Annotated in this window: 28 protein-coding genes and 3 pseudogenes; 14 read left to right on the top strand and 17 right to left on the bottom strand. The window is 59.2% G+C overall.

What is annotated here, in order from left to right:
- The first annotated feature begins 277 nt into the window (after positions 1-277).
- Positions 278-1,315 (top strand): HAMP domain-containing sensor histidine kinase, encoded by a 1,038-nt coding sequence (locus tag DJ81_RS04020; protein WP_094588596.1) that lies wholly within the window; start codon positions 278-280, stop codon positions 1,313-1,315.
- A gap of 69 nt (positions 1,316-1,384) precedes the next feature.
- On the opposite strand, the gene DJ81_RS04015 is transcribed toward DJ81_RS04020, so the two are convergent.
- Complete coding sequence (locus DJ81_RS04015) at positions 1,385-1,957, bottom strand: response regulator (protein WP_094524505.1); 573 nt, start codon at positions 1,955-1,957, stop codon at positions 1,385-1,387.
- 296 nt (positions 1,958-2,253) lie between these two features.
- Positions 2,254-3,111: a CPBP family intramembrane glutamic endopeptidase gene (locus DJ81_RS04010; protein WP_170938238.1), complete on the bottom strand. Its 858-nt coding sequence runs from the start codon at positions 3,109-3,111 to the stop codon at positions 2,254-2,256.
- Between the two features lie 898 nt (positions 3,112-4,009).
- Here DJ81_RS04010 and DJ81_RS04005 point away from each other — a divergent pair.
- Complete coding sequence (locus DJ81_RS04005; protein ID WP_094588594.1) at positions 4,010-4,435, top strand: universal stress protein; 426 nt, start codon at positions 4,010-4,012, stop codon at positions 4,433-4,435.
- Positions 4,436-4,821: 386 nt separating this feature from the next.
- Here DJ81_RS04005 and DJ81_RS19905 read toward each other — a convergent pair whose 3' ends face one another.
- The gene (locus DJ81_RS19905; RefSeq protein WP_342764959.1) at positions 4,822-5,121 is read right to left on the bottom strand and encodes a TRAM domain-containing protein; all 300 of its coding nucleotides are present in this window, start codon (positions 5,119-5,121) and stop codon (positions 4,822-4,824) included.
- Between DJ81_RS19905 and DJ81_RS04000 the strand changes: the two genes are divergently transcribed.
- Positions 5,122-5,691 (top strand): type IV pilin, encoded by a 570-nt coding sequence (locus DJ81_RS04000; RefSeq protein ID WP_094524319.1) that lies wholly within the window; start codon positions 5,122-5,124, stop codon positions 5,689-5,691.
- Positions 5,692-5,889: 198 nt separating this feature from the next.
- Here the strand turns inward: DJ81_RS04000 and DJ81_RS19870 are convergent.
- From DJ81_RS19870 to DJ81_RS19580, 5 genes and pseudogenes are all read right to left on the bottom strand, one after another.
- A pseudogene (locus DJ81_RS19870) lies at positions 5,890-6,000 on the bottom strand (AAA family ATPase); the annotation flags it as partial.
- Positions 6,001-6,651: 651 nt separating this feature from the next.
- Positions 6,652-7,164, bottom strand: a complete 513-nt coding sequence (locus DJ81_RS03990) for a hypothetical protein (protein WP_241881394.1) — start codon at positions 7,162-7,164, stop codon at positions 6,652-6,654.
- A gap of 538 nt (positions 7,165-7,702) precedes the next feature.
- A complete protein-coding gene (locus DJ81_RS03985) occupies positions 7,703-9,253 on the bottom strand; it encodes a hypothetical protein (RefSeq protein ID WP_249269068.1) in 1,551 nt (516 codons plus the stop codon).
- A gap of 59 nt (positions 9,254-9,312) precedes the next feature.
- On the bottom strand, positions 9,313-10,152 hold the full coding sequence (locus DJ81_RS03980) for an ABC transporter ATP-binding protein (RefSeq protein WP_094557515.1): 840 nt from the start codon (positions 10,150-10,152) through the stop codon (positions 9,313-9,315).
- 37 nt (positions 10,153-10,189) lie between these two features.
- Positions 10,190-10,615 (bottom strand): hypothetical protein, encoded by a 426-nt coding sequence (locus tag DJ81_RS19580; protein WP_249269067.1) that lies wholly within the window; start codon positions 10,613-10,615, stop codon positions 10,190-10,192.
- Positions 10,616-11,245: 630 nt separating this feature from the next.
- Here DJ81_RS19580 and DJ81_RS03970 point away from each other — a divergent pair.
- Entirely contained in the window at positions 11,246-11,452 is a 207-nt protein-coding gene (locus DJ81_RS03970) for a hypothetical protein (RefSeq protein ID WP_094588588.1), read from the top strand.
- Here DJ81_RS03970 and DJ81_RS03965 read toward each other — a convergent pair.
- Positions 11,435-12,103 (bottom strand): annotated as a pseudogene (locus DJ81_RS03965) (RNA-guided endonuclease InsQ/TnpB family protein); the annotation flags it as partial. The gene DJ81_RS03970 and the pseudogene DJ81_RS03965 sit on opposite strands and share 18 nt — an antisense overlap.
- Before the next feature lie 262 nt (positions 12,104-12,365).
- Here DJ81_RS03965 and DJ81_RS03960 point away from each other — a divergent pair.
- The 3 genes from DJ81_RS03960 (at position 12,366) to DJ81_RS03950 (ending at position 13,725) form a co-directional block, all read left to right on the top strand.
- Positions 12,366-12,689 carry a hypothetical protein gene (locus DJ81_RS03960; protein ID WP_094588586.1) on the top strand — a complete coding sequence of 108 codons (324 nt, stop codon included), beginning with the start codon at positions 12,366-12,368 and terminating at the stop codon, positions 12,687-12,689.
- 213 nt (positions 12,690-12,902) lie between these two features.
- Positions 12,903-13,229, top strand: coding sequence for a hypothetical protein (locus DJ81_RS03955; protein WP_094588584.1), 327 nt, complete (start codon positions 12,903-12,905; stop codon positions 13,227-13,229).
- 94 nt (positions 13,230-13,323) lie between these two features.
- On the top strand, positions 13,324-13,725 hold the full coding sequence (locus DJ81_RS03950; protein ID WP_094588582.1) for a DUF4864 domain-containing protein: 402 nt from the start codon (positions 13,324-13,326) through the stop codon (positions 13,723-13,725).
- Positions 13,726-13,760: 35 nt separating this feature from the next.
- Here DJ81_RS03950 and DJ81_RS03945 read toward each other — a convergent pair whose 3' ends face one another.
- Positions 13,761-14,081 carry a hypothetical protein gene (locus tag DJ81_RS03945; RefSeq protein WP_094524327.1) on the bottom strand — a complete coding sequence of 107 codons (321 nt, stop codon included), beginning with the start codon at positions 14,079-14,081 and terminating at the stop codon, positions 13,761-13,763.
- 270 nt (positions 14,082-14,351) lie between these two features.
- Between DJ81_RS03945 and DJ81_RS03940 the strand changes: the two genes are divergently transcribed.
- Both DJ81_RS03940 and DJ81_RS19975 read left to right on the top strand, forming a co-directional pair.
- Positions 14,352-14,879 carry a helix-turn-helix transcriptional regulator gene (locus DJ81_RS03940; RefSeq protein WP_094524328.1) on the top strand — a complete coding sequence of 176 codons (528 nt, stop codon included), beginning with the start codon at positions 14,352-14,354 and terminating at the stop codon, positions 14,877-14,879.
- A gap of 1 nt (position 14,880) precedes the next feature.
- Positions 14,881-15,321, top strand: coding sequence for a hypothetical protein (locus tag DJ81_RS19975; protein ID WP_094527073.1), 441 nt, complete (start codon positions 14,881-14,883; stop codon positions 15,319-15,321).
- 44 nt (positions 15,322-15,365) lie between these two features.
- Here DJ81_RS19975 and DJ81_RS03930 read toward each other — a convergent pair whose 3' ends face one another.
- Positions 15,366-16,013, bottom strand: coding sequence for a 7-cyano-7-deazaguanine synthase (locus DJ81_RS03930; protein WP_094527072.1), 648 nt, complete (start codon positions 16,011-16,013; stop codon positions 15,366-15,368).
- 163 nt (positions 16,014-16,176) lie between these two features.
- On the opposite strand from DJ81_RS03930, the gene DJ81_RS03925 reads away from it, so the two are divergent.
- A complete protein-coding gene (locus tag DJ81_RS03925) occupies positions 16,177-17,082 on the top strand; it encodes an SDR family NAD(P)-dependent oxidoreductase (protein ID WP_094524331.1) in 906 nt (301 codons plus the stop codon).
- A gap of 91 nt (positions 17,083-17,173) precedes the next feature.
- Here the strand turns inward: DJ81_RS03925 and DJ81_RS03920 are convergent, their stop codons facing one another.
- The 3 genes from DJ81_RS03920 to DJ81_RS03910 form a co-directional block, all read right to left on the bottom strand.
- Positions 17,174-17,572, bottom strand: coding sequence for a universal stress protein (locus DJ81_RS03920; RefSeq protein WP_094527070.1), 399 nt, complete (start codon positions 17,570-17,572; stop codon positions 17,174-17,176).
- 123 nt (positions 17,573-17,695) lie between these two features.
- Positions 17,696-18,130 carry a universal stress protein gene (locus DJ81_RS03915; RefSeq protein ID WP_094524333.1) on the bottom strand — a complete coding sequence of 145 codons (435 nt, stop codon included), beginning with the start codon at positions 18,128-18,130 and terminating at the stop codon, positions 17,696-17,698.
- Between the two features lie 153 nt (positions 18,131-18,283).
- Positions 18,284-18,919, bottom strand: a complete 636-nt coding sequence (locus DJ81_RS03910; RefSeq protein WP_094557507.1) for a helix-turn-helix domain-containing protein — start codon at positions 18,917-18,919, stop codon at positions 18,284-18,286.
- A gap of 130 nt (positions 18,920-19,049) precedes the next feature.
- Here DJ81_RS03910 and DJ81_RS03905 point away from each other — a divergent pair, with 130 nt between their 5' ends.
- The gene (locus DJ81_RS03905; RefSeq protein ID WP_094588610.1) at positions 19,050-19,838 is read left to right on the top strand and encodes a hypothetical protein; all 789 of its coding nucleotides are present in this window, start codon (positions 19,050-19,052) and stop codon (positions 19,836-19,838) included.
- Positions 19,837-20,073 (top strand): annotated as a pseudogene (locus DJ81_RS03900) (restriction endonuclease); the annotation flags it as partial. The gene DJ81_RS03905 and the pseudogene DJ81_RS03900, both read left to right, overlap by 2 nt.
- A gap of 234 nt (positions 20,074-20,307) precedes the next feature.
- Here DJ81_RS03900 and DJ81_RS03895 read toward each other — a convergent pair.
- Positions 20,308-20,565: a hypothetical protein gene (locus tag DJ81_RS03895; RefSeq protein ID WP_094588580.1), complete on the bottom strand. Its 258-nt coding sequence runs from the start codon at positions 20,563-20,565 to the stop codon at positions 20,308-20,310.
- Positions 20,565-21,251, bottom strand: coding sequence for a hypothetical protein (locus DJ81_RS03890; RefSeq protein WP_094588578.1), 687 nt, complete (start codon positions 21,249-21,251; stop codon positions 20,565-20,567). Before DJ81_RS03890 ends, DJ81_RS03895 begins: the two co-directional genes overlap by 1 nt.
- Positions 21,252-21,586: 335 nt before the next feature.
- Between DJ81_RS03890 and DJ81_RS18675 the strand changes: the two genes are divergently transcribed.
- Together DJ81_RS18675 and DJ81_RS18670 are read left to right on the top strand one after the other, a co-directional pair.
- Positions 21,587-22,207 carry a hypothetical protein gene (locus DJ81_RS18675; RefSeq protein WP_141212528.1) on the top strand — a complete coding sequence of 207 codons (621 nt, stop codon included), beginning with the start codon at positions 21,587-21,589 and terminating at the stop codon, positions 22,205-22,207.
- A complete protein-coding gene (locus tag DJ81_RS18670) occupies positions 22,207-23,214 on the top strand; it encodes a hypothetical protein (RefSeq protein ID WP_141212527.1) in 1,008 nt (335 codons plus the stop codon). The genes DJ81_RS18675 and DJ81_RS18670 overlap by 1 nt, the downstream gene beginning before the upstream one ends.
- Here the strand turns inward: DJ81_RS18670 and DJ81_RS19055 are convergent.
- A partial coding sequence (locus DJ81_RS19055; protein ID WP_170938237.1) for a hypothetical protein occupies positions 23,206-24,419 on the bottom strand: 1,214 nt, incomplete at its 5' end. The genes DJ81_RS18670 and DJ81_RS19055 overlap by 9 nt on opposite strands.

The raw sequence follows: 24,419 nt of genomic DNA, 5'->3' as shown, positions 1-24,419 counted from the left end.
TGGGGGTTGCCGTCGCTGACTTCCTTGTCACGCCACAGATATTGAAACGCGCCGCTCGGAGCGCGTAGCCGGTTCACAAATGAGATAGAGTTATCTGGTTATAGGAGCTAACATAAAAAGAGTGTTTCTGGCTCAGAAATAAGAAATAATATTAAACAGGTTGCCGGGCCAAAGTGATGATAGGTGTTGTATCGGGTGGTGGTCCAACCAGTTACCATGCGCACTCGCACGGAGAAACGGGCGCGGTAACAATGCCAAATAGAGATGTGAGCAACCGATGAGTGATGATCGTCACACGGCGATTCCGTTGCGTGAGTTTCCGGACCCCGCGCTCGCATACACCGTCGACGGTGACGATGCTCGCGTGACCGCCACGAACGACGCCTTCGAGCAGCAGTTCGAACAGGAGCTGGCGGGCGGACGCGTGTCGACGATATTCGACCGGTTCAACAGCTACAATACGACCGGTGACCAGGAGCCAGTCTCACATCTCGTCCGCGGCGATCGGATCGGCATCCGTCTGGACGGATACGGCAACCGAGGCCCGTTCTTCGCTCGCGTAATCCCGTCGGACGACGACACCGGGTATCTCGTGTTTACCGACCTTCGTGAGTGTCCCGACGAAGGTTACTCACCGGGCGTTGACCAAGTGAGCAGCGTCATCAGCCATGACCTCCGGAACCCGCTCGATGTCGCGAAGGCCCATCTCCGTGCAGCACAGGAGACCGGTGACCCCGAGCACTTCGAGTCGGTCGCTGACGCACACGATCGGATGGAACGGATCATCCGTGATGTCCTGACGCTGACGCGCGACGATGCTGTTGTTCAGCCCACAGAGGAGGTCGCAATCGAGACCGCTGCGAGAGACGCGTGGGAGTCGATCGATACCGAACAGGTCGAACTGACGGTTTCGGAGTCGCTACCGACGGTCACCGCGGATCCCGATCGCCTCCAGCGGTTATTTGAAAACCTGTTTCGGAATAGCGTTGAACACGGTGTCGCGACCGACGAAACGGGGAACGATCAGCCGACAAAGGCACCAACAAAAGGTCGTTCAAACGGCCGAGACGGGCAGACGAGCGAGAGCACGACCGTGGCCGTTCACCCATTCGAGGGTGGATTTTATATCGCGGACGATGGGCCCGGTATCCCGTCGACGGAGCGTGAAATCGTCTTCACCCCCGGATATTCCACACGGAGTGGTGGGACCGGTCTTGGCCTAGCGATCGTCGACCGAATCGTCGAAGCACACGGCTGGGATCTGACGCTCACAGCAGCGGATGACGGCGGTGCGCGGTTTGAAATCAGCCATTAGTCAGGGTGTCGGGGGAGGCGACAGAGACCTCCTTGATCAATCAGCCCCGGTCGCGCCTCTCGCCGGGGATCAGTACCCCTCGCGCTCGATACCGGTGAACCGGTCTAACAACTCGTCTGCGTCGGGTAGAAGTCGACAGATGCGGTCCCGCAAACGGTTGGCGTGCTCGTTGAGCGACGAGAACTGGTCGTGGTCCTCGAGACGGTCCTGTGGCAATTCAGCGGCGATAACCGCTCGCTTCGATTCGACTCCGAAGTATTGGCCGAGGAGTTCGTATGCGAGAACCTGACATTGCTGGTCGACAGCGGTCCTGATATCCGCGCGGTCAACCGGTTTACAGAGGTAGTCGTCGAACGGGAGTTCGAGGAGTTCCAACCCCGGGTCGATTGCGGTCACCATGATAACTCTGGTGTGAATATCATACTCTCGTAACTCACGGAGAATATCGTCACCAGACCGTTCCGGCATGTGCCGATCGAGGAGAATTACGTCCGGCGGGTCAGACTCGTCGACCGCAGACAATGCCTCAGGACCGCTGTAAGTAACCGTGACGTCAGCCACTGCGTCCAGCCGGAGGGCGTACGCGTCGGCGACCTCTTTCTCATCGTCAACGAGCAGCACCCGCGGCCTGTCAACGTACATGTCGGCCGTCACGTGGTGTCGATACTTACTACAGCGTTTAATAGCTGTGGCTTCCGAGAAGGTCTCTCCCGGGGATACAGGCGTAACAGCGGTCTACGGGATCTGTGCTCGCCCCAGCGGGTGAGCCGCCACTCGGTGCGTGTCACCGACCGCACAGCGTGGCAGAAGCGAGGCACATTTGAATTGTCGTCCGTCAAGCCGCTCAGACGAGGATTGTGATCTCCAATCGATTCTCGACGACCGAAAATCGGAGTGATCGTTAAGTAGCAATTTGGAGTACCAATCCCGACGCGACGTCAATCGGCTGAGTGACTTTCCTGACCGGGTTGACCCGTGAGCTGCCCTGGGATATCAGGGAGACTACGGTCACGAGTTAGCGTTTGAGACCCAGCGTATAGCGTGATTGCGACCGCACAACAAAGATAGAAGATAGCGTCACCAGAAAGGGTCTCAAAGACCCCAGGCGCACCCCCGGTCGGATCGCCGACAGGAGGCATATTATGCGACGCGTGCGCGATCATTACGGCCGGAAGCGCGCCGTTTGTGCTGTTGTACAGCCATCCGAGAATGACGGACATCATCGTGATATTCAGCATGTACTCCCAAAAGACGGTGAAGTTGCCCGCCCCGCCGAGTATCATCGGAACATGCCAGAGCCCCCAGATAATGCCGATGAACACGCTTGCCGATATCGCCGAAAAACGGCGCTGGAGACGAGGTTGAAGAAATCCACGCCATGCGAGTTCCTCGATCGCGCCAGCGAGAAGAAGTGTAACCCCGAATGTGATGAGATACGCGAGAGGCGGCGCTGCTGGAACGCTCACGTCTCCGCCACTGACGAGCGTAACGATGGTTTCGAACTCCGTGCCGAGCAGCATGATCCCAATCCCGGCAAGATACCAGTGGATGCCGACCCGTAGGTTGCGGAGTTGTCCAAGCCAATCGCGAATGCTCTCGTCGACGATCCAAACAGTGAGACCCGCGCTCATCATCGGCGTCCACGCGTAGACGATCGCCGCAGTGCCGGGCAGCTCAGATCCGAAGACCGCATACAGCATCGCTGCGACGGCAGCGGATACCGCAATCAGTACGAACATGAACGTTCTAACGGGGCTCGCAGCTGCTCGCTTTGTGAGTGCGGTGAGCCGGCTCATCGATCTTCCCCACAGGACCATGACGCGAGGTGCGCACAGACACAATTGGATTGACGACACGACCCGAGTTGGGTGATGAACCGATGGCGCTGCGTTAATGCCTGATCTGGACCCGGCATGGCTGAGCTCATGATGACGCCGCAATTAAATCCGGTTTACGCATTTCTGCCTGTGAAGTACCGCTACAGGAATTATACAGTCAATATTTGGATTTATCGCGGAGGCATGGACGAGTCGAAATCCAAGCGTTACAACACTGAGGCGACGGGCGGAGAAGCTGAAGGCAATCAGTTAGTTATCTCGTGGTTTGAGGTTTTATAGAGATTCGAGGAGAATACCTACGGCTTGAGCTGCAGGACGAATCCGACAGAACCCTACACGAACCACTGTTCGGTGGCATTCCCGAGTTTCCAAAGCCCGCAGTTTCAAATGGTGTCAATTCGTACTAAAGAGTAAGATCAGGTCGGAACGGAGCGATTCCGAACGGCCTTGGGAGGCGGCCTCGCCGCCGCTAACGAGACAATACTCGAAATACCAACACGGTGAACGCGAATGCCAGAAACGTTCGTCTGTGCCTGTCGGTTGAGCAAGTCCAAGTGTACCAAGTCTGTCGACGTGTTAGCGACTCCCTCCTGGGAAAAACAACAGATGAGTCAACGGCATTGAGGATAGAAGTAACGGCGGCTTGGCACCGCCAGTCACCCACCGTTTTGCGATGGGTTAAACGATTTCTCGAAGAAAAAATCGGATTCACGATTGCGAACCTGAAACTCCCACCGCTCGGGATTCCTCCGCGTGAACGCGGAGGAGGATGTCAATAGTTGGGAAGTGCCATGTGGATCGGTCCTGCGAGTCAGTAACCCGGACGCTTTTTTGTATCGTCAGACACGGTATATACATGAACGAGGACTTATTCGAACGTATTTTAATTCCGATCGCGAGTCCCGACGACGCTGAAGCGACGGCACGTGCGGTTCGGCCGCACTTAGACTCGGATACGACTCTTATCGTAACACACGTAACCCCGGGAACGGCCGCGGAGACGACAATAAAAACCGGCAGAGATCAGTTCACAGGAGCGACTTACGAGAAGTTCGTAGACATCCTATACCGTGATGATCTCCAGTTTGAGTGGGCGACGCTTGAAGGGCGCGAGGTCGCGGAGGCACTCACTGATGCGATCGATATGATGGAGGCGACACTCGTCGCCTTCACACCTCGAGATATGGATACGTGGGAGCGGACAATTGCCGGCGACCCGGGAGGTAAACTCATCCGAGAAGCAGACGTTCCGGTGATGGTTTTCCCGAACCAGCAAGCCTGATCGAACCCTCGGAATGCGGCGCTCATCAGCAACCACAGTGTTATAACGCGGTGGCTGACGTGTCACATAGTTTCTTTTAAATATACTGTAAGCGACCTCCCTCTATGAGCGCGGTAATGGACAGTGCAGTTGCGAGTACGCCACAAGTAGCAGTGCTTGCTGTCGTTGGCGCGCTTCTCTGTGGCCTTGTCATTCCGTATTTTCTGCGTTCGGTAAGCTAAGAGAGACAGCGCATCGGGGCCTCCTCGCAAAGACGTTGTCACATTCGGAGCTACACAGCACCGGTCCGTCCCACCCGCTCAACTAAGAGATACATCGAGATCCGCAGGCGAGTCCATACGCTCCCTGCCCGCTAGCGGTGGCGCCTAACTCACAGGTGGAGGCGGTCAGCAGCCAGAGACCCGCCTGCAGCCGGAGATAGCTGGGCTACGGGGTATGGTCAACAACAGCGGCAAACGCCACGTTCCTCGGCGCCGTCTCCATCTCAACTGATACTGCTCACCAACGGTTGTCTCCGAGACGATCACGACGTAGCCACGATCGATTTTTGCGATTCCATCGCCCTGGTCACAAAGATACGCAATCTCAACGACTCGTCGCTCACCCTCAGTCACAGCTGAGAGCGGATCCGCAGTGGAGTGACCGGAGGCCGAACACTCATATCCCCAACTCCGGTATGAGAACATGTGAGCACAGACCGAGGCGTGTCGTCGGTAATCTCGGTTATTTTGTTAGTCGCCATCGTCGTTGTACTCAGCGGAGCTATTGCAATTGCGGCTTTAGACGTCACCACGGCACTCCGGGAGCCGGCGCCACGAGTGGCCCAGTCGAGCGGCGATTTCGCCCCGCAGGACGGGACGAGCGGGGGTATCGTTACGCTCACGCACATCGCAGGCGATCCTGTCGCGGTGTCTGACACAGAGATTGCCGTGCGTGCCGATTGTGACAAAGGCGTCCGAAGCGGCCGCATTGTGCATCTACCAGCCGGGGCAGGGAATGCAATCCGTGAATCCGACGGCCAGATTGCGGGCGCGAATCTCTTCGATGAACGCTCGCTAAAGGCAGTGGACAACGCTGTTGCAGACGTGGGTGACGGTGGAGCGCTGCTTCAGGGTGGCCGGTACGCTGTGGGAGACACAATTATGTTCCGGATCCCGGAGAGTAAGTGTGCGCTGGCCACCGGCAGCGACGTGTCTGTCCAAGTGATCCACCGGCCATCACAGACAGTTGTGATCCGCAAAACGATGGTCGCGTAACCCCAGCCGGGTAGTGGATGGCTCGTCTGAGGTCACCTCCAACGGTGCCGAGAGCCACCCGCTTCGGTAACACACGCCCCACGCTCACCTGTACTGACCGATCACTCTATCCCGCAGATTAGCCTCGGTTCGTACCATGTTCGCGCCTTCTATTCAGAGGACTGTTTGTCTCAGGCGCTGAGGATTTCAACAGAGACGGATCAGCGCGACCTGCTCCATACTGTGGGGATCGTAGATGAGGCTCGGGTCCTTGCGTTGATCGACCTCGTTGAGGATGATGACGGTTCGCGGGCCGTCGTACCGTTGGAGTGGCGCGTATTAGCTCAGACGTGGTATCAAAACGATATTTAACCGATTTGACCGCTAAGATCACTTTTTTACCGAGACAGCACTGTGCGCATTCGATTTCGAAACCCCCTCGAGGTTATACAGACTGGAAGGCGAATACACCCGCCTTTAGGCGGGTGATGAAGCCGACATGGTGGGAAGCAATCCACTGGCCGAACGTCTGTACCGAGTTTCATATACCGAGGTTTAACTGACAGGCCGCTCTATACGTAGTTAGGAATCGGTCGGAACGGAGCGGATTCCGAACCGTCCTTCAGAGGCGGCCTGTCCGCCCGCGTAACGAGGCAGTATCTGAAAGGGCAGTCGGTGAACGCTACATCCTCGAAGGGTGTGTCTGTGTTGACTGCTCGAAGCGAGTCAGACGATATCCCCAACTCCGGTGATGCCTGCCAGCGTCCCCGTGGCAAAAACAACACTGGGACGCCGTACACGGCCGAGGATAGGGGTAACGGCCAGTTGGCATGGCCAGCAGTCCACCAGTCCGACACTGTGGGACTACCCGTGCCCGAAAGGACTGGGAGTCCGGTAATTAGACTGCGAACCTGAAACTCCCACCGCTCGGGATTCCTCCGCGTTTACGCGGAAGAGAATGTCAATCGCTCAACAAGACTCTCACGCCTGTGCGAGATCACTCAACGACTCACCGACGGTAAAACCGATTGTGTCGTCGAACTCTTCGCCACCGAACACTATCGCAAGCATCTCCTCGCTCGGGTTATCAATAGTTATTGACGACGAGGTAGCGGATTCGACTTGGATGGCTGGATCATCATCCAGTTCGACCCTCGCGTCATAGGCTCTAGAATCAGTCCATACGTCCTCATACGCAGTCATGCCGTCTTCATCGTCTTTTTCGTCGGCGTCTTCATCGCCCGATGCCGGCGGCAATTCAAATGCGTCCGAGAGAACAGTCTCATCCGCCGAATCGGTAATCGTCACAGTGCCAGTAAGGGTATCGTCAGTTTCGTTGAAAAGGTTGACATCGCCCAACGCGAGGTCGGCAAGACTGTTGACGATCCCTGTACAGCCGGCTGTTCCTGCGATGAGCACTCCACCACTGCAGGCGAGGAACCGTCGTCGGGAAGCGCTGTCTAAATACTGACGGACCGTCCATTGGAGGGCCATGTCACCTCATCGAAGTGCTACCGACATCAAGATACGGAAGACTAAAATCCGATTTGAAACACGACAATTTCCGTCTATCAACCCCCCGTACTATACTTTTGTAGCCTTCGGAGATGAATTTCGGGAACCACATTACTGCGATAGCACCACCAACGAGCACGAAGTAGCTGAGTGACTTCGCTGAAAAATATTCACGTAGAATAGCGACAAATATTCAATTTAGCTACGCACCTGTGGCCGCCTCGATCCAAAGTAAACGGGCGTCCGCCTCCACCGCACTCGACATCGACGGCGTGGAGCGGACAGACGAGTGACGGCGACGGCAGGCCATACTCAGTTCGAACTGACGCCCGTTTCAGCGGAAAGTGTCGAAGCGATCGGCTTCCGACGGAGCCGACCGTACGAGAGCGTTACCGGTCAGGGTCTTCGTTTCGGCCGTAATGCCCGCCTCTCGCCTCGGGAAGGTCGCCTCTTCTCACGTGTGGTCGGGGCGGACCACCAATCGTCCCCGTAGACATCAACACCAGCGACAGGACCCTCAGCCGAGCCGATAGTTGCTAACGCGGTCTCGCGCAACGTACATCGAGACGAGACCGACGAGACACGCGATGACAGCCGAAACGAGCGTCCCACTGAGACCGATCACGAACTGACTAACCCCGAGGACCGAGCCGAGCGCGCGGCCGACAGTACCGGAGTGTGCGATAAGGGTCGGGAGCGCGACGACAAGTACGGCGACCGAGTAGAGTGCGAACGCGAAGGCGCTGGGGACGATCGCTTTGGTACTTCGAGAGACGCTGACGGCCTCAAAACGCGGAAAACCGACACCGATTCCGGTCCCGATCGTCCCCGACACGGCCGACAAGACGAGCGCTGACACGCCGAGGCTCGCAACGACCGGTACCGAATGCGGACTCAGAAGTCCCGTGGTAACGGTCGCCACGACGGTTATCGGCGCTATCAGGAGGGCACCGGAGAGGGCGTGTCCGATGACCAGTGAGCGTTCGGGGGTCTCCGAAAGCAGTGTGACGGGGAGCGCTGCGCCCTCTTGACCCACCACGTTGAGCGCGAACAACGACCCGGCAACCCACGTTCCACTGAGCACGATCCACAGCGGCAGCCCGGTTCCGATCTCCCCTGTTTGGACGGCCGTGACAGTCGGACCAGCGAGGACGATCAGGGGATACAACGCGAACGAAAGCGAGATCGGCGACCGGCGTGCACGTTTCCAATCGACTGCAACGACACCGAAGACCGGCCGTGAGAGAACTTTTGAGAGGCCGTTGAGCCGTGAAGATCCCCCCTCCGACCGCTCGATCTCGTGCGTGATGTGAACGCCATCAGCGTACCAAAGCCACTCTGCAAGTCGGGATAGGGACGCGGCCGCGACGACGACGAACGCTCCTGTGAACCCCACCGCGCCGACCGCCCTGAGCGGTGACGCCCCGATACCGAGCCCCACTGCCGCGAGGTCGCCGAACCAATCGATCGGCGTCGGCGCGAGCGCTCGATAGACCGGTTCCAAGACAGACGCGAACGCGTTCGTGAATATCAGCGCGAAGTACCCGATACCGAACAGAAGCAGGAACAGCGTTCGAAGGCGGCTGAGGAGCCGCGATCGAACGCCGGCGTTTCGCACCCCCAGTGCGATGATGAAGCCTGCCGGGATCCCGGTCGCGAGTAAGAGACACAATGTGAGCAACAGGGCGGGGATCGTGAGCAGCGAGCCGGCACCGACGGCGAACGCGACTGTGGCGGCGCTTCCGATTGTGAGGAGGAACGCTGACCAGAGCGTTAGTTCGGCAAGGACGAGGCCACCGATCACGTCCCGGTGTGAGACCGTCGTCAACAAGCCGCCAACGTTGTCTGGGCGAAGCGCGACGGCGTACGCGCGATATCCACCGAATCCGACCACGAAGATCCATCCGTAGACGAACGCCATCCGCGCCCATTCGAGGAGCGGCTCGGTCTCGCTTCCGGCGACGAATCCCCCGGCGAGGTAGGCCCCGAACACACCGCCGATTGAGAACGGAAGCAGCATGACGCCCGCGAACGCGAGCGCCAACAGCTGCGTCGTGTTCCTCCTCATCCTCCGCCAGCGGCGTCGGAGTTCGGTCCAGGCGATGAGCCGGGGCCGTTTTGCACGCCTCATCGGTCCTCAATTCGTCTGTCGTCCTCGACTCGTCCGTCTTGTCGGGCCGTCGCGTCTCCGGCGTTCCCGGGAGCCGATTCGGAAGCTGCCGGGCCGCGTTCGGCGGTGACCGAGAGGAACACGTCCTCAAGCGTCGTTCCCTCTTCGGCTTCCATCCGCGCCGTCAGTTCCGCGGGTGCGCCCTCGGTAACGAGGTCGCCCTCGTAGAGGACGCCGACGACATCCGCGAGCTCTTCGACGACCGAGAGGATATGCGTCGAGAGGAACACCGTGTGGCCGTCGTCGGTCAGGTCCGCGATGACGTCGATGACGGTTCGAGCCGCCCGCGGGTCGAGTCCGCTGGTCGGTTCGTCGAGGAATACGACGTCGGGCTCGTGTAACAGCGCCTGAATCAGCCCGATCTTCTGGCGCATGCCCTTCGAGTAATCGTCGATTCGCTTGTCGGCGTCGTCCGTGAGACCGAATCGATCCAACCAGTCTGCGATCCGAGTCTCCATCTCGGTAGCGGGGATGTCACGAAGCCGACCATAGTACTCGAGCTGTTCACGACCGGTGAGTTCGTCGAAGACCGGCGGCTCTTCGGGAAGGTAGCCGATCGATGCCCGAATTTCATCACGGTCAGAGACGGGATTTCCGTTGATCCACGCCTCACCGTCAGTCGGTCGCGTCAGCGACGTCAGCATCCGCATCGTCGTCGTTTTTCCGGCCCCGTTCGGTCCGAGGAAGCCGTACACCGTGCCGGGGTCGACGGCGAGGTCGAGCCCGTCGACAGCGATCTCAGTCCCGAACTGTTTTGTCAATTCACGCGTCTCGATGGCGCCTGTCTCCTGTGTCATTGTGACGGATGGATGGTCAGGTTCGTACCGCAGTCGGTCATAGGGCGATACCTCCGACTCCGACAGCGACGAACGCCAGCGCGACCACCGTCGGAAACACCGCCCGCCAGAGCCGTGAGAACGCGAACCGTCTCGGGGAGCGATCGGTGATGACAAGATCGCCTGTGAGGACGGCCTCGTTCTGTTGCCGTTCCGTGTGTCCCGCGATAAGATACTCCTCGTCGGGAACGGTCCGACGTTCGACGTAGCGCCGCGTCCCGAGTCCGGGAATAATCCGTGCCCATCTCGCAACGGGTTCGAGATCGTCTCGCACGTCGACGAACCGTTGGATTCGCTCGGGCGGCGTTTCACTGGCACCGACGGTGATGACTGTTGATTCCGTATCGAGAGAGAACCGTTTGGCGGACGGGACGACGTCGAGAGACCCGGACGGACCGTCGAGAGTGAACGGACGCGTCGTCATACCGTCATCGAGATGGGTTTGAAACCACGGGATCCCGATCCCGAACGGTTGCCGTTCGGTGACCTCGAACTCGAACCCGAGGCTCCGCGATCCCGTGAACGGAGTCGTAAGGGTCTCGCTCGATTCGTTCGCAACGCCGCGGCACACGACGAAGGAGCCGGTGCTGGCCACCTCGCTCGGGTCTCGAACGGTGGCACGGAGGACACTCGGTACGACCGCAAGCGGCCGGATCCCGTACCAGCCGATCGCGAGACCGAGAGCGACGAAGCCGCTCCCGACGACCGTGTACAGCATCAACGGCAGGGACGCGGCTTGTCAATCGCATGAGCGGCGCGGTCGGTCGTCGTTGCGCCTGACCGGGACGGGTTTCCGTCCGTCCCGACGAGAGCTCGGTCGAACCTGCTGAATGTCGTCGTCACGAACAGTGTCGGTTGCTCACGGAGAGGCCACGAGACCTCTCGGAGGGCTTCGAGGAGGGCCACACTCTACGTGTCAGCGAGACCTACGCATAAAATGACGGGATCGTCCGATTCGAAACCCCGGTGAGACACAGCTGTCGAACCGTCCGTGAGAGACGCCCCGTAAGCCACCACCAGAAGGGCTGACCATGGAGTTTGAGTATCCCGACCTATGGCCCTCCGCTCAGTCGAAAACGTTGCGGAAGCGTTCGGCGTCACACGGGAGTTTCTGACTCCTATTGATGTTCGCCGCTGGCGGACGCTCGCGCTCGTCGCGCTCTTCATCGGGGGCGGCGTCAGCTCCCCGACGGCACAGCTCAACATGTCGACCCGACAGGAGACGTCTGTGAACTACCCTCCCCTACTCGCTCACGGCTGACGCCGTTCGCTCCTTGAGGGAAGGGCTTCCTGTTTCCACGACGCGCTTTGCAGATAGGAACGTATCCACAGGGAGCGCAGTCCCCACAGGCGTTGACGAATCGCAGAGCGATTCGTTCGCCAACCAGAAATCCTCGATTTCTGGTGACGTTGATTCGGAGTGTCCCACTCCTACATCTTGTAGACCGCGAGAAAGGATGCTCCACGCCGCGCTCGCGTCCCTGTCCGCCTCAAACCCAGAAGACGGACAGGAGTGTTCACGGACCCAAAACGGCTTGTCGGTCGAAACGCCGCACGACGCGCACTCCTTGGTCGTCCCCCTCGGGTTGACCGCGACGAAGTGCGTTTCTTCACGCTCGCACTTGTATTCGAGCAACGAGAGGAACGTTCGCCACGCGGCAGACGCAGTGTTGCGGCTGTTCGACGGACCTTTCATCATCCCCTCCACGTTCAGGTCTTCGACCGCTACAAGGTCGTATTCTCGAGCGTAGTACGCCGAGAGCCTGTGCAAGAAGTCGCGGCGCTTCCGTCGCAGGTCGGCGTGACACTCCGCGACTCGACGCCGTTATTTCTCGTCGTTGTTCGACCCGTGCTGTTTGCGCACGAGCGTCCGTTGCTCGCGCTCCAAGCGGTCGCGTTCGTCTGAGGGGTCAGACGTATCCGCGCCCGGTTGTGGGCTTCGAGGCGCGCCGCGAGCAGTTCTGGTTCCGGTACGAGGACCGGCGGCCTGAGCCGGCACGGGAGCTTCGACGCGAAGCGATTGCGAAACGCGCCTCGCTCTCCGGCGGCGACGCCGCCGCGCGAGCCATCGCGGACAAACACGGGGCGGCCGAGGCCGACGTGCCGGACGGAACGCAGCTCTCGCTCGGCGAACTCGCCGACACCGGTATGTGCGCGACGACCCAACAACTGGTATGTCCACCACGAGCGTCGAGACGGCGGCCAATCCGCAGGCGCTGGTCGACAGGCTCCCAGCAGCCCCGGGCGACTGGGAACGGAACGAAGAACCCGGCGGCATCGTTGAGTACCGGCTTTCGGACGAGGAAAGCCCCTGTACCGCGGCGAAAGTCGCTGTCCGTCCCGACATCCTGAGCGACACGGCCGTCCGGCTCGTCCGCAAACGCGGATGTGGCGACGCGGGGAGCGACACCTTCGACTCGATCGCCGCCGCCACAGACGCAGTCAGCCGAGAACTCCGCCACGTCCTCGCGGCTGTCGGCGACGACCAGCCGCGATAGATTCGGCTGCGGGCTCGGTCGCGGCATCAATACCGGCACTAGCGGCTCCGGTGCGCGGCACCGGCGCGGGCCGATCGCCATACCGACATCGGTATCCGACGGGGTGACATACTGTGTGCCGTGTCGACACGACACACCGACGCCGCTTCGGCCGCGCTCGTCGCACTCGCCGTTTGGATTACCGGGCGGCGAGACGGACGTTCGCCGCGAGCGTTGCTTCGCCCGGGCCCGTTTCTCGGCGGTGCGGCCGTCGCGGTGTTCGTCGAAGTCACGTTCGCGCGGTGGCCGGAACGCACGACTCGCCTCTGGCGGCATCCGGCGATCCGCTTCGGCTCGCCGCTCGCGCTCCTTGCCGCGACCCTGTCGGTTGGCCGTCGAAGCGGCGCGCCACACGCGGCGACGCTCGGAGGCCTCGCCGGGTACTTCGCGCTGCTCATCGGAATCACCACGGACGTCGTTCCCGAGCCGAAACAGTGGTTTCGACGCTCCGCCCCGGACGAGCGGAGGGCCCGCGACGACGTCGCTCACGGTCCCGAATAATCGGCTCTCGTATCGTCTGGCCGAGGACAAGCGACGCCTGGAGCCGTCTCAACGGACGATTAATGCCGCTCGCGCCCCTACATCTGACACTCAGATGTCCGACCGGTACCCGATAGCCGGGCTCCCGACCCCAGACCCGACGTACGATGCCGACCGCGTGGTCGCGATCCAACTCGAGGCGCTAGCGACCAACGACGACCCGTTCACGAACGCCGGCATCGGCGTCGCATACAACTTCGCATCGCCGGCGAACAGACGGGCGACGGGCCCGTTTGACCGCTTCCGGCAGATGGTGCACAACCCGCGATACGCCCCGATGATCGACCACGTCGAAGCGACGACGGGACCGGTCGAGCGCGACGGGAATGATGCCGCACAACGCGTCACGCTGACCGGCCCCGACGGCCGCACGGTCACGTACGTCTTCGAGCTGTCGCGTCGCCGACGCGGCGAACTCGACGAGCACTGGCTGACCGACAGCGTGGTCCGCGAGTAGCGCGGCCGGCCGAGCGGTCGCCGCTCGGGTCCCGGTTAGTGATCCCGCCACCGAAGCGACTGCCGATTCAGCGCCTCCACGGCGGGCTTGCCTTCTTCGAGCATTCGGTCGGCGATCGCGATGGCCGCGCGCAGTTCGTCGGCCGACAGCTGCTCGTACGCGGGGGTGCCGTCGACGTGGTCGTACCAGACCCCCTCGAACAGGCCGTCCAACACGACGCGGGCGAAACAGTGGTCGCGGTGGATCGGCCAGTCGCCCGCTTCGGCCGCCTGTTTCGGGAGCGCACCGGTGACCCGCTGGAGATACGTCTCGCGCAAGCGCGTGAGGTCGTCGCCGCCGAGCGTTCGTTGCCCCATTCGGCACCGGTGATACGAGCCCGGTCAATAAGACGGCTTTCCCCGCGGCGCTATTCAGCACGGTATCAACAAACACCCCGACATGTGTCAGTAACAATCCGACCGATACAGAGGTCGAGTTCAGCAAGCCACGCCCGGAAGCGAGACACATTGCTACTCACAAACCTTGCCGGGCGTCAATTCCGAGCGACAAAAAACTCGACCGACACAAGACTCACAGATATTTGAGTGATACAAACATATATTGATACTCGTTCCGTAGAGACGCTCATGAGCGAATTCGATCCGGCTCCTGACTCAGCGACAGAGACGCCACGGTGGCAAGACGGAACCGATACCTTCGGCCGCGTCTACGATGTGGCCCTCGGTCTCACGTCACCGACGACGTACACGAGGGTTGCAGAACTCGCAGACTGCTCCCCGAACGCAGCGAAAAAGCACCTCGATCGCCTCGCGGAGATGGGGATTGTCCGCGCTGATCGTAGCAGCCGTCCGGCCACGTACGAGCGAAATAATGGGTATCTCGAATGGCAAGAGGCGAGTCGGATCGCCACCGATCTCTCTGTCGATGCGATTATCGACCGCGTCGAAGCGCTTGAACAGCGACGGACGGAGTACGAAGCCGAATTCGGCACCACCGACCCAGCCACCGTTGCGGTGTTCGATGCCGAAGACCACGAGACGATCCACGACCGCATGACTGCAGTAAGCGACTGGCAGGGGGTCATCCGAGACATTCGCTTATACGAACTTGCCCGCCAACTCTCACAGAACGACGGGCACCTCATCCCCGCATAAGATGAGTCCGCCCCCAGAGGATTCAGCGGCTGACTCGACAGGCCCGCCCGATCGACAAACGTTACGCCTGCTTGAAAAACAGTTGACGACGGACCAACTCGTTGCTGCCACCCAGTTCGACCCAAATACGCACGAACCGCGACTGCTCACCGCAACCCTTGACACTGACCGATATCCCGATACGATCGCTGACGCCAGAGTCGATATTCGATGGTTCACAACCGGAGATTTTTCCATCCACTACGTCGAGACCCGGAGAGAGAACACCCACTGGGAGTGTCGCTGGGATCGGCATCCAAACACACACAACACCCGACTCCATTTTCACGAACCACCAACCAGTACTGAAGTCTCAAATTACGATCTCGCTTCACTCCACCCACTCGATGTCTATTCAACGGTGTTCGAAGCGATCGAGCGGCGTATCGAAACGCTCTGGTGAGTGGTCTTTCTGCCCGAACTGAACCGCAGCCAACTAGCAACGAACTACGAGAACTCCGGCCGCTCAGCATACGCGACCGGATCGCGAGACCCGGCGTTCCAGAACGCCTCAAGCCGGAAGGCGCAGGCATCGCAGGTCCCACACGCAGGCTCCTCGTCCCGGTAACACGACCACGTCATCTCGTACGGCACACCGAGTCCCGAGCCACGCTCCGCTATCTCCGTCTCTGGCTTCGTCCCGACATCGATCACGTTCTGAAAGGCGTCGAAAAAAGCCGGACGACAGTCGGGATACCCGGAGAAACCATCCGAACGCGCGCCGATAAACAGCGTCTCCGAACCGGTCGCTTCTGCGTACGATGTCGCCATCGACGATAGATTCGCGTCTCTGAATGGGACGTACGACGTCGGAATTTCGTCACTCTCCATATCGGCGTCAGCCACATCTATCTCTTCGTCCGTCAGACTCGATGTCCCGATCTGTGAGAGATGCCCCGTTACGATATGAAGGAAGTCACCCGCGTCAGCCTCTTCAGCAAGCGCTTTCGCACACTCGTACGCCTTGTCTTCAATGCGCTTCCCGTACGACGTATGGAGGAAGTACGGCTCGTATCCCTGCTCGATCGCCTCGTAGACTGCTGTCGCACTATTCATCACGCCGGTTACCGGAACCACTGCGCTTTCGTTGCTTATGTCTGCTCAGTTGCGTCGAACTGATCGCCGCTCTGTTCACCACACTGCGCTTTCCACAATGCCATCATCTAACCCTGACACCTTCCCAGCCCGGATCGGCCGACGACCCGCCCCGTTCGCACCGGACTGCCGTTGTTTTCATCGTCGAGCCCCTATCGGGTGTATGAGCGATCTCCCGGAGAGCCGCGCTGGTGTGTCGGACATCGACTGTACCGGACTGCAGGCGGTCGTCACCGGGTCGACGAGCGGGATCGGTCGCGCGGCGGCACTGGCGCTCGGCCGGCTCGGCGCCGATGTCATCGTTCACGGCCGCGACGCGGAGGCGGGCAGGGCGGTGGTCGACGAGCTTACTCGAAGCGGGGTCGACGCCGGCTTCCTCCGAGCCGACTTCGCGAGCGTCGACGCGGTCAGGGAACTCGCGGCCGACGTCCGCGAGGAGACCGACGGAATCGACCTCCTCGTCAACAACGCCGGTGGACTCTTCAGGAACGGGGCGACCACCGACGCCGGGATCGAGTACACGTTCCACGTCAACCACCTCTCGCCGTACCTGCTCACGGCCGAACTGCTCGACCACCTCCGCGAGGGCGCTCGCGTCGTCACGACCGCCTCCGGCGCACACGAGGGGGCGTCGCTGGACCTGGAGCGGGTCCGGGGTGATGACCGGTTCACCGGCTTCCGAGCGTACAGCCACTCGAAGCTGGCGAACGTCCTCTTCGCGTCGGAACTCGCCAGACGCCTCGACGCCGCGGACCGTGACGTGACGTCGAACAGCATCCATCCCGGCGCGATCCCGGGCAGCGGCTTCAGCCGGTTCCTGCCCGGGCCGCTCCCGGGGCTCTTCCAACGGCTCGAGTCGCTTCCCGGGGTCACGTCCGTCGCCGACGGCGCCGCGGAGATCCTGTTCGTCGCCGTCTCGCCGCGGACGGCGGACGTCTCTGGACGGTACTTCGCGGATCAACGGCCGCGGTCGCCGTCGAACGCCGCCCGGGATCCCGACGCCGCACGGCGGCTCTGGACGGAGAGTGCGGCGTTACTCGACACGGAACCGCCGTTGGCCGAGGAGTGACCGTCCGCCTCGGCAGGGGAGTCCGGCTTCGCTCGTGATTTCGTCCGTTCAGCGATCGGCCGAAACCGATCCCGAGGGCACGGATCGGACCTCACCCGACGATCACGACGGCGCGGTCCGTCGACCTGAGGACGTCACTGGTGACGCTTCCCATCACGACTTCCGCAACGCCCGACCGTTTCCGACCGGCTACCACGATCTCGTCGGCGTCGAACGACTCGGCGGCCTCGAGGATCGTCTGTGCGACCAACCCCTCGAGTTTCTCGCCCTCACAGCGGAAGCCGGCGTCGGCGATATCCTCGACGGCGGTGGTCGCCGACGGGATGTCCTCGAACTCCCTCGGCGGTGCGCCCTCGTAATCGGCCTCGTCGACGTGGATCACCTTGACCTCGACTTCGTCGCGGTCCATCGGCAGTGATCGCACGTAATCCGTCTGTTCTACCGTACGCTCCTTGTTCGCGTCGATGGGGACGAGTATTCGATACGTCACAGTCGGAAGTCGTTACTGAACCTACATAATTATTCATCGTATTTTGGCGGATCGGGAATCCGCCGGAGCCGGTGGCGCCCGTCACCCGGCCCGTCCGGTTCGGGATCCGCGGGACCACCGGCGCTACGGTACGAAAACCACCGGACAGTGTTCCTGTTCGAGGATCTGTTGTGGCGTGCTGTCCGAGAACACGGAGTCGATGAACGAGTCCTCGGTGTAGCCGATGACGACCGTATCGATGTCCGACCGCTCGACGATCGACAGGATCCGTTGGCGGACCTCGGCCATCGAGCCGACGTCCGTCACCGACTCGATCGACACCTCGACCGACACGTCCAACTCCTCGGCCAGTCGTCTGATGTCCGCTGCGCCGATGTTCTCCTCGAGATCGATCGAGTCCGCCGAGAGGTGGATCGCCGTCACCTCCAACTGGTCGTGAGTTCCGAACGTTTCGAGGGCGTAGTTGACGGCACGTTCGCTTGTCGGCGAGAAGCCGAAGGCCGACTGTGGCACCCGACTGTCCACCGGAACGATGTCGAACGGGAGGAGGACGTGCATACGTGAACTGTATCGTCGGGGAGCATATTTTTATTGATATTTATACATATAATAATCCTCTAAAAACAACGTGGGCGGTGTTCAGATAAGGATGAAGAGTGAGGCGGTGTGTTTTCGATCAGTCCAAAGAATTATGCCGAACCCACCCGCTCGTCATTCGACGTTTACGTCGGTCAGGTACCACGCAATAAGCCGCGCCTGCGCTCGGCGGACGATTCCGCTCGCGGTCGACTTGTCCACGCCGACCACGTCGGCGAGATCCGCCAGCGTGCACCCTCGCGGGACCTCGAAGTAACCCTCTCTGAGGCCGGCGGCGAGGAGCTCCTCTTGTCGGCGTGTGAGGAGTCGGTCCGACCGCTTCTTGTTCACCTTCGAGAGGAGCTCGTACTCGGTACCGCTCGCTTCCAGCGTCTTTCGGAGCTGGTCGAACTCCCCGCGAGTGCCGGTCAAGTCGAACTCGTAGAACCCGTTCCGCACTTCGATCGGAAACTCGGGCGGGAACCCTCCGGCTTCGACGAAGGCGTAGAAGTCGACATCGGTCGTCTCGTACGTCGTGAGGAGCCGATCGTCGGTACGTTCCAACACCTCGTACGCGTCGATCGCATCGTGCTCGCGAAACGCCGCCGCGACCGACTCCGGAGTCCGAGTCAGCACCTCACCGAGTTCCTTCGCGGTGGCGCCGCTGCGGACGCCGGAGAGGAGGCGAAAGGTCGCGTCGGGAAACGCCTCCGACAGGTCGGCGATGTACAGGTCCGGCGGGAGGCGAATGCGGAACCGAGCGTCGATCATGCTGGTCACCGCCGCTTCGGGCAGATACCAACATGTTGGGGTCACGCACACATGAATCGCCCGGCAACACTACGGTATGAACTCCGAGTCGGCCGCTGCGGCCACGAGCGGACGGACGAAGTTGCGGGCAATGGCGCGAACGATCGCCACGTCGATCCGAGAGCTGCGACGCCGCGATCCGGTTTTGTCCGCCGTGGCCGCGATCAACGCTGTCCTATTTGGTGCCTTCGCCGTCGGCATCGTCTTCGACCCAACGGTCGTCAACGGGGAACCGGCGTGGCTCAAGCCGACGAAGTTCGCCGGCTCGATCGCACTCGTGTGCGCGACGCTCGGCTGGCTCGGTGTCCACCTCCCGGTCGACCCGGACTTTCGCCGCCGCGTCTCCCGGGTCGTCGGGGTCGGTCTCCTCATTGAAATCGCCCTCATCGGCGGACAGGCCGCGCGGGGCGTTGGGTCCCACTTCAATCAGGCGACGGTCCTCGACGGGGTTGTCGGGGGTGTCATGGGCGTCACAATCGTCGTCGTCACCGTCGCGGTCGCAGCGCTGGCGGTCCGGGCGCGCAACAACGAGTTCGATGTCCACCCGGCGTTCGCCGCGGGCATCCTCCTCGGCATCGGGTGGTTCGTCGTCGGGGCGTTCGAAGGAGCGGCGATGATCGCGATCCAGTCACGGGTCGTCGAGACGACGGAGCCGACGGTCCCGGTCGTTGGGTGGCAGCTCGTCGGAGACCTCCGCATCGCCCACTTCGTTGGCCTCCACGCTCTCCAGCTGTTGCCGCTGACTGGCTACCTCGCGGCTGTCGGACACCGCCGGGGGCTCGTCGACCACCCGAGACGCGCGGTATTCTTCGTCGCTACCGGATACGGCGCGGTCCTTCTCGGAACCGCCGCCCTCGGCGTCGCCCCGGCCCTCGTCTGACGAGCGATCCCGCGAAACGGACCAGTGGGGCTACACGGTGACGGAGTACCTGCCGGCGTTCCGGATCACTGACCTCACGGAGCGGGAGGCGGACCTGATCGAGCACTTCGTTCCGGTCGCCGTCGACGAGGCGGGTGGCTTCGAGAACTTCCGTGAGACGGCGACCAAGACGAACTCGCTCGTCGATCGGCTGAAGGCGATCGAGTTGTCCGACCTCGACGACGTGGCCGACGGCCCCATCCTAGCCGTCCTGAAAGGACTGGAGTTCGCGCAGTGCATCCGAGAGCCCCTGCCGAGGCGGTGGTGACAGATCCGGTTCACCCTCTCGTCCGTACAGACCGCCCGCGGCGTCACCGACGAAGAGCGTCGGCAGATAGTCCTCGGGAACCTCGCGAGCGACGCCGTCCGGTGTGAGCGTTCACCAGGCGACGCGACCGTCGCCGAGATGATCCAGTGTGAGCGTCACGGGCTACGCGTCGGTGAGTGAGTCGACTTGTGACTCCAGGTCGGCGATCCGACGTTCTTGTTCGAGCGCCATCGCCATCCACACGGGAGCCAGCGGGTCGGGATGGTTGAGGTTGCCAGCGGCGTCAGCGTGATCGCGAGCGTACACGAACAGCTGGTCGAAACGGGATTTATCCTGTCGACGAAGCGCTCGTCGGTACGGGCTCCACTCCTCTTCGATCGTTCCCAGCTGGTCCCGGTAGGTCGGATTCGTGCGGCCCATTACTGGATCCCCGGCGTGGCCGCGGCGCGTTCGACGGTCGCTCCCTCGTGCATCCGGGCACGGTGTTCGAGCACCTCGCGCCAGTACGCGAGCGTCGTCTGCATCCAGCCGTCCTCGGTGTGGTAGACGAGCGTCTCCGTGTCGCCCTCCGCGTCCTCGAAGCGCGGTCCGAAGGGCGTCTCCCGGCACTGGAGGTGCGTCTTCGCGGCACGGCGTAGCGGCCGCGAGAAGTCGTCCTCGCGGCACCGCGTCACGATGACCGGCACGTCGTGGACGCGAGCGACGCGAGCGACCGACGCGATCGCCCGGATGAACATCTGCTCCGCGAGCTCGCCGTCGACGTCGGCGGCGCGGTACATCCCGTCGAGGCCGGTCGCGACGACGACCGATGGTGACTCTCGGGCGGCCAGCCGATCGAGGAGCGAGGTGTGCTGATGGGCCGTGAATCCGCGAGCCACCTCGATGCGGTTGAGCACGCGATCGGCCGGGGCGAGCTCGCGGAGACGAGTCGTGTTCGCTCTGTTCGCGCCGTCGACCCAGAACGCGGGTCCGGCGCTACTGAGCACTCGGTCGAGAAGGAGCGCTTGGACGGGTGTGACACCGAAGTCGTCGTCGACGTCGACGAGCGTGACGCCCGGCACGAGGTCCGGGAGATCGGCGGTCGGTCGTCGGGAACGAGTGCGCATGGTAGCGTGGATGGACAGATCCCTAAAAGGGGTGAGCCGTGGATGGATGGTGAAAGTGGAAGTGGTATCTACCGCATGCTACAATGGCTTTCGGATCGCTCGGATTCCCTCAGTACAGTCAGGAGCGGGATTCGGGGTTGATGTTCAACTACACTTCCACCAATGACGGTGATGCGAGGCAAAGATGAGGACAAGTTGAGGCTGAACTAATCGGCGAGTACTCCATATCGAATAACAACAAGTATTGACTAATCCCTCTGGGCATAGAGAAGACAACTATTCAAAATGAAGGGACAGACTAATATAATTTCCACATTAATATCATTTTCAATAGGATGACTCTCTCGGACCAGGATAGAGCAAAGGCGGAGAAAACTGTCTCTCCATTTAACGCACAGAGTGGGTTAGATGAAGATATGCCAAATGTTCTATGGAATATGTTACAAGAATTTGCAGACAGACCCAATGTGCCATCTGATATCAACTTGGGAAAGCAGAAGATCTATGACTTGTGTGACCAGCGTTCCATTGGCCCTGTTACGCTGGATATAGAGCACCGCCTTTCAGCCGAGATGAGTGACTATAGTTTTGAGGCACGATACAAAGAAGGACTGTCTATCGAAGAATTATCAAAAACTGTGAAAAAATCGGGTCGTTCTTTTCCAGCGGTAGAAGTCGATTTAACGATGTACGATCCTACCGATTACGACGTTCAGCCTGCCGGTCGCGGTACAGCACGGAAACTGAGACTGCTAGTATTAGAGATAAACCATAAGTCGCTCTTATATTACGACCCTCTCAGGTTTGGTGAAACGAATTCGGATCAAATACAGGGCATTGAGAGTTCAGAAATAAATAAACAAGAGTTCGTGAATGCTTGGAGGGGTCGATCCGAAACGACTACGACTCTATGGATTGAAGAAACTGATCAGAGCCGACTGCAGGAGTTCAAATAATGGTCGAAGAATCGAGTGGGAACGAATCTCGCAGAATAATCCCTGAGACGATTACTGTTCCGTATACTGAAAATGAAGAAGTCCTTGAAAGTACAATTAAAAACAAACTTCAACAGGTGTATGGGAGCGGAACATACTTTTCCGACTTTTACACTACAGATTCTGGTACATTGAGTGTAACCATTGGCAACTCTTTTCCAAAAGATGTCAGCGACTGCAGACCCAACCGCAATAGGGTAATCAAATATATCGCAGTGGACGGTATTATAGATATTTCTGGAGAAAGAGAAAATGAAAAGCTTGTTATCGAACTACCCTCCCGTGGTTCAGTTGAACAGGGGTTTATTTCTGCCAAGGAAGATCTCAGAGATGAACTTGATAAAGCGATGGCACGTGCAACCTATGAAAAAATCGCTGCGACACCATCTGTTGAGAACCAGCTCAATCCGATAAAACAAATTCTCCGTTGGACGCGTCTATACGCACCTGTGCCGTTCGCAGAGGTGAAAAAAGCACAAGACAAGGATGATGATAAAACTCTACAGTACGTAAATATACTAGAGGAACTAGGATTTGTTGAGCAACGGGATGGTAACCTTCATCCAAAGCAGCCTCTTGAAAAATACGATTACGGTGAAGTACAAGGCGAAGAATTCAATAAGAGAATATTAGGGGAGGTTGTTGAGCAAGGCTTCGATAGATTGAGCCGCGATCTCCAACTTGGTATACTCAGGCACCTACCGAAGTTTGCGAACGGATACTATCTGGCGGCTCTTGAGGTGAATGATCCAGAGCTCCACCTAGATATCGAAGCGATTCAAGAGAATATGATTGACTGGTATGGCTCTTCAGCTCGCTATCACAGGTTCGAACTTCGTGACAAACTGAGTTTCTTGGTCCAAAATGACATTCTCGAACAAGAACAGAAAGAAGATAGCGAATCTGATCTCTATTTCACGGCAAACACATCCGTGTTTGAACAGATGAGCGTGTCTGCCTCACTCTGAAACTATCTCACTAGATAATATATCAATAAAATTAGATATTTTTTCTCCCTCTAAAGATTGCGTTCTCAGTTCAATCTGATAGGTATCTTCCAACGACCAGTTTTTCAATCTATCATTGATTATTTTTCGTTGATCATCATATCCGGCTAATTCATTATTTAGTACGTCCGCCACTTCGTCAGGCTCCCTGCCCAGTATGAGCGATGTTTCAACGATTAAGTTGAGATATCGATCTGAGGGCTGCGTCGAATCGCCGTCAAGGGCTGACGAAGCCTTCATGAGACGTTTATGTAACTCTGTGAGGAGGGTCTGTTTCCGCGATATAGTGTTATCACCCTCATCATATTTATCAAATATTGAAATTAAGTTGGTAGACAACTGTGTCAGAACCGAATCGGTCCTACTACGTGTAGTTGAACGCTCTAGTTTTTGTACCCAGATCTGTTCAAGCAATACGATATGCTCACATATAATTTCAGCCAGCAAGGCGTCAGTATACTTCAGTTCCTTTCGTTCATCAACTTCATCTAATCGGCAGAGTTGTTCGTCAATAAATTCAGTATAGTGACGTAGGACGGTTATTAGCGGCTCCGAACTCGTATGTGCGGCAATATCTGGCGCTAGTATACTGTATTCAGATAGCACTGACTGAGTTCCACTATGATTAAACCCGGATATTGAAAGATCATACAGGTGTTCCAACTGCTCCACAGTTTTTGCTATCTCGTCTGTTCTAAGGAGCGTAATCAGAATATGTCGGTGAGCGGAGGCCGTGCGCTCAATTCTATCAAATGGTCCTTTCGATCCATACGCTACGGCGGTTGACCAATACTCCAAAATTCGGTCCAAGTCTAGACTGTCCGTATGTGAAGGTTCATTGGTAAAATGACGAATTTTGGCCGTTATTGGGGGGGTGAGAAGCCGATCGATAGCTAACCAAAGTTGGTGAATAGCCTGTTGAACAGTATATTCATCTTCATTATTATGTGCAGATATGAGTATTTGTTCGATGGTAAATAGGGCGGTACGTGATGGAGCCGCTGGTCCGGACTGAGGTTCAGAATCGGATTTAACAAAGGTATCTCTAGAAACGCTTTTTGCGGTTCGTTTCAGCAAGTGTTCTGGTGTCGTTAATTCTGCTAACAGTTGGCGGGCAACAAGCAGCGATAAAAGAGCGGCAGTCGTGGCAGTGTTGAGATAAGGTC

The sequence above is a fragment of the Halorubrum sp. Hd13 genome (assembly GCF_002252755.1).
In the GTDB taxonomy this organism is placed as follows: Archaea; Halobacteriota; Halobacteria; order Halobacteriales; family Haloferacaceae; genus Halorubrum.
Note: the sequence above shows the minus strand (reverse complement) of the source record. Positions and strands in the feature narration are given on the sequence as shown.